5 protein-coding genes are annotated in these 3568 nt (G+C 64.3%); all 5 read right to left on the bottom strand.

The features are described 5' to 3' along the window. The coding region (locus tag AC1DYX_RS29240; protein WP_477265438.1) for a M13 family metallopeptidase at positions 1–924 on the bottom strand (924 nt) is incomplete at its 3' end. 74 nt (positions 925–998) lie between these two features. Next, a complete protein-coding gene (locus AC1DYX_RS29235; protein WP_477265436.1) occupies positions 999–1799 on the bottom strand; it encodes a hypothetical protein in 801 nt (266 codons plus the stop codon). 41 nt (positions 1800–1840) lie between these two features. Beyond that, a complete protein-coding gene (locus tag AC1DYX_RS29230; protein WP_477265435.1) occupies positions 1841–2641 on the bottom strand; it encodes a hypothetical protein in 801 nt (266 codons plus the stop codon). A gap of 33 nt (positions 2642–2674) precedes the next feature. Further along, the gene (locus AC1DYX_RS29225) at positions 2675–3181 is read right to left on the bottom strand and encodes a hypothetical protein (RefSeq protein WP_477265433.1); all 507 of its coding nucleotides are present in this window, start codon (positions 3179–3181) and stop codon (positions 2675–2677) included. After that, positions 3178–3568 (bottom strand): RNA polymerase sigma factor (locus tag AC1DYX_RS29220; protein WP_477265431.1); only part of this gene is annotated, 391 nt, incomplete at its 5' end. The genes AC1DYX_RS29225 and AC1DYX_RS29220, both read right to left, overlap by 4 nt.

Here is a 3568-nt window from a genome sequence, read left to right as displayed (position 1 = left end):
CAACTTGCCGAGCGCCTTGAAGAACGCAGGTTCCGTGACGTTGAACGTGGCCTGCGCGCCCTGCCCCAGTTCGTCCAGGTAGGCGTGCCAGTCGAAGCCCGGCATGAGCGCCTGCAGGCCCTTTGCATCGACCTTGTGAAACAGTTTATACGGATCGCGCTTGTCCACGGTCGACAGCGATGCCTTCGCCAGCGTCGTCTCCATCTGCATCACGCGCGCGGCGTTGCGCTGCGCCTCTGCCGGCGCGTCGCCCAACAGCCGGAACATGTTCGCGATGTGCGTCACGTACTTCGCGCGGATCTCTTTCGACTTCGCGTCCGTCTTGAGGTAGGCGTCGCGGTCCGGCAGGCCCAGGCCGCCGGCGAACGCGAACGCGATCACGCGCGAGGAATCGGCGAAGTCCTGGCTCGACGAAAAGGCGAAGTACAGGCCCGGATCGGCCAGCGCCAGGTGCAGGCGCGCCAGCACGCGCGGCAGGTCGCGGTTCGAGCGCAGCGTCGCGATCTCGTCGAAGTAAGGCTTCAGCGGCGCGGCGCCCCGTTCCTCGACGGTCTTCTCGTCCATGCAGGCGCCGAAGTAATCGCCGATCTTCTGCTGGTTCGCATTGCGGCCTTCCTGGCGCTTCGACAGATCTTCGAGGATGCCCCACAGGTAGCGCCGGTTGTCCTGCGCCAGCTTGCCATACACACCCCAGCGCGCCTGGTCGGCCGGGATCGGATTGTTCTTCATCCAGCCGCCGCACGCGTACTGGTAAAAGTCGACGCACGGGTCGGCATTGCGGTCCATCGACGTCAGGTCCAGGCCCGGCGTGTACGGGAACGTCGTGGCGGGACGCTCGGCGGCCGGCGCCGATGTCTGGCCGGCGGCGCTGGTGGCGCATCCCACAAGAAAGACGCAGACGGCAAGACGAAGCGAGAATTGCATGAATATTCCTGATAAGAATGACACGTCATGCTGCCATGCTGTGATCATTCATGCAATCCTGGCGGATGGCTTCCTTATTTCGCTTCGTTTTTGGCGAGCGCGATATCGCGGATCGCATAACCTTCCGGCAAGGCGAACGTGGACGCCGGAATGTCGCCGAACTTCAGGTTTTCGACGCTCATGACGATATCACCAAACTCCGGCGTATGAACATGGGAATACATGAGGGTTACCAGGTCGAAGGAATACCAGGTTTCAGACGTACGGACCAACGGCTTGTCGTTGCCTTGGGCGCCAGCGGGAATGGTTTTTTCAAACCTGGTTCCCCTCGCCTTGACGCCGGCGATCGTCTTCTCGCCAAGATCGGTGCTTGTGCCGGAGTTGTCGACGTCGGGCATTTTCCATGCCGGCGCCGTGCCCGGAGGGGACACCAGGGCCGTGCCCGCCATGCGCAAGACCTCCTTGCGCTCCGGGCAGACGAGGTACACAGTCTGCGTCGTCGGATCGGCAACGATGATGCGCTCCAGGCCAGCCATCGACGACGTGGTGCGCATGCGGCCGTCCTTGTCGTAGGCATACGACGACTTGGTTTGTGTCTTCATCGAGTTCCCACCGGCGAGCGCCATGTTCATGTCCACGACGAAATCGTAGGTGTACGCCTGCCGCTTGCCGGCGGGTTGGCTGGCCTTCACAACCGCAGCGTTGTACTCGTTGCGGAGGCGCTCCGGACCAAATTGGTCGGCAAATTGCGCTCGCTGTACTTCGTTCATGTCGACGTTCGTCATGGCTTCGGATTGCGCGGCGGCCGAGTGCATCGCTACCGGCAGGGCCTGGCACGCGACCAGCAGGCTGAACAGTATCGCGGAAACTTTCATGGTCTTTCCTTTCGTGTGAGGTATATTTATTTTGGTAAATGTCAGCGGCGCACGATCTCGCGCACCGTGTAATCTGCCGGTACAGCAAACAGGGCCGTCGGCGGCTCGAGGCGCGACAGATTCTGCACACGCGTCACGCTTTCACCGGCGAACGGGTTGTTCGTTTTGGTCAGGACCGAGATGCGCAGGTCGCGCGCATACCACGTTTCATTCGTGGTCACCATCGGCCGGACGTTACCGGCCGCCCCCGCCGGGACAGTGACCGTGGCCTGCCCCCCCTCGGCCGTCATGCCGTCGATCTGCTTCGTGCCGAGCGAACGCGACTGGGTCGTGGCGCCCGCGACGGGCAACGCCGGTGCCAGTTGCTCGGCCACCCTGGCGGCGTCCGGTGCGGCAGCCGCAGACCCGGTCACCGCCGTGCCGGGCGTGCTGGCGGCGGGCGCCGGCGCCGCGATGGCCATCCGGTAGCCCGTTTTCGTTTCCGGGTACAGGCGGTAGCTCATGCCCGCAACCGGATCCTGGATTTGCACCAGGGTTTTGCCCTGCCATTCCGATTCCACCCGGGTGCGCCCATCGGAATCCCGATACACTTTTTCCGTATTGCGCTGGACGATACGGTTACCGTCGGCCAGTACCCGCACCGATTCCGTCACGCGCTCGGCGGAATACGGCAGACCGCGCACCGCGCACCCGTCGGTGCAGCGGGACGATGCGCTGATCCGCAGCAGCATCACTTCCAGCGCCTCATTCGCCGGCACGGCTGCCCCGCCGCCCTGCTGCGCATAAGCTGCCGGCGCCAGCGCAAGCAAAGCGAGGCCAGCGGACATCAAAGTCCGTTTCATAACTCCTCCTTGGAAAAAATCAAAAATGAAGACTCAGTTCACGGCCAGCCGTATCGCCAGCGGCTCGCCGGTAGCCGCCACCATCAATTCGGCATGCACCAGTTCGTTCGGCGCGTCCGCAACGATCGGAATACCCATCTGCACCAGGGCTGAGCGCGGTATGTCCGCCTGCTTCAGCTGGGGATTGACTGCAGCCGCCATGCGCTCCGGGGGCACGATCGACACGAACCCGACGTCGGCCGAGGCCAGCACACGCACGACATGGGGCGATGGCGACGCCGTGGGCAGCAGGCTCATGCCGACGATGGCCAGCGCACACCCCGCCGCGCCGATGCCGGCCCAGGATGCGACCGCATCAATATCCCACCGGCGGTACCACGGCCGCGGCGCGTGGCGTTTGGCGAAAGCGCGCAGCAAGGCCTGCTCCACGTGGTCCGGCGGCGCCGCCTGCGCGAGCGTGCTGCGCGCAGCCTCCCATTCCGGTGCCCGGCCATTGCTATTGCCGTTGTTGTGATCGTCCTCAAAATCGAACATGTTCATACGATGTCCTTTGCGTTAGCCCGGTACGGCGCGAGCGCCTTCGCCAGGGCGGCACGGCCACGCGACAGGCGCGACCGTACGGTGCCGATCTCCAGTTGGCAGATCTGGGCAATTTCCTGATACGACTTTTCGTGCAGCTCGAACAAGATCACGACGTCCCGGTAATGCGGCGCCAGGCCCGCGAGTGCGTGCCGCAGGTGCTCGACCGCCTCATCGTCGAGCAGCCTCGCCAACGGCCCCGCCGCCGGGTCGACCCACTCCGGGCCATCGTCCTCGTCATCCGCGCCGGTCGGCTGCACCCAGCGACGGTTCTGGCGCGCGTGACTCAGGACGAGGTTGCGGGCCACGCCGTACAGGAAATTGGCGAGCATGCCTTTCAACGGATCA

Source organism: Massilia sp. P2_C2 (assembly GCF_056404615.1).
The sequence above is the reverse complement of the archived record's forward strand: the minus strand, read 5'-3'. Positions and strand labels throughout refer to the sequence as shown.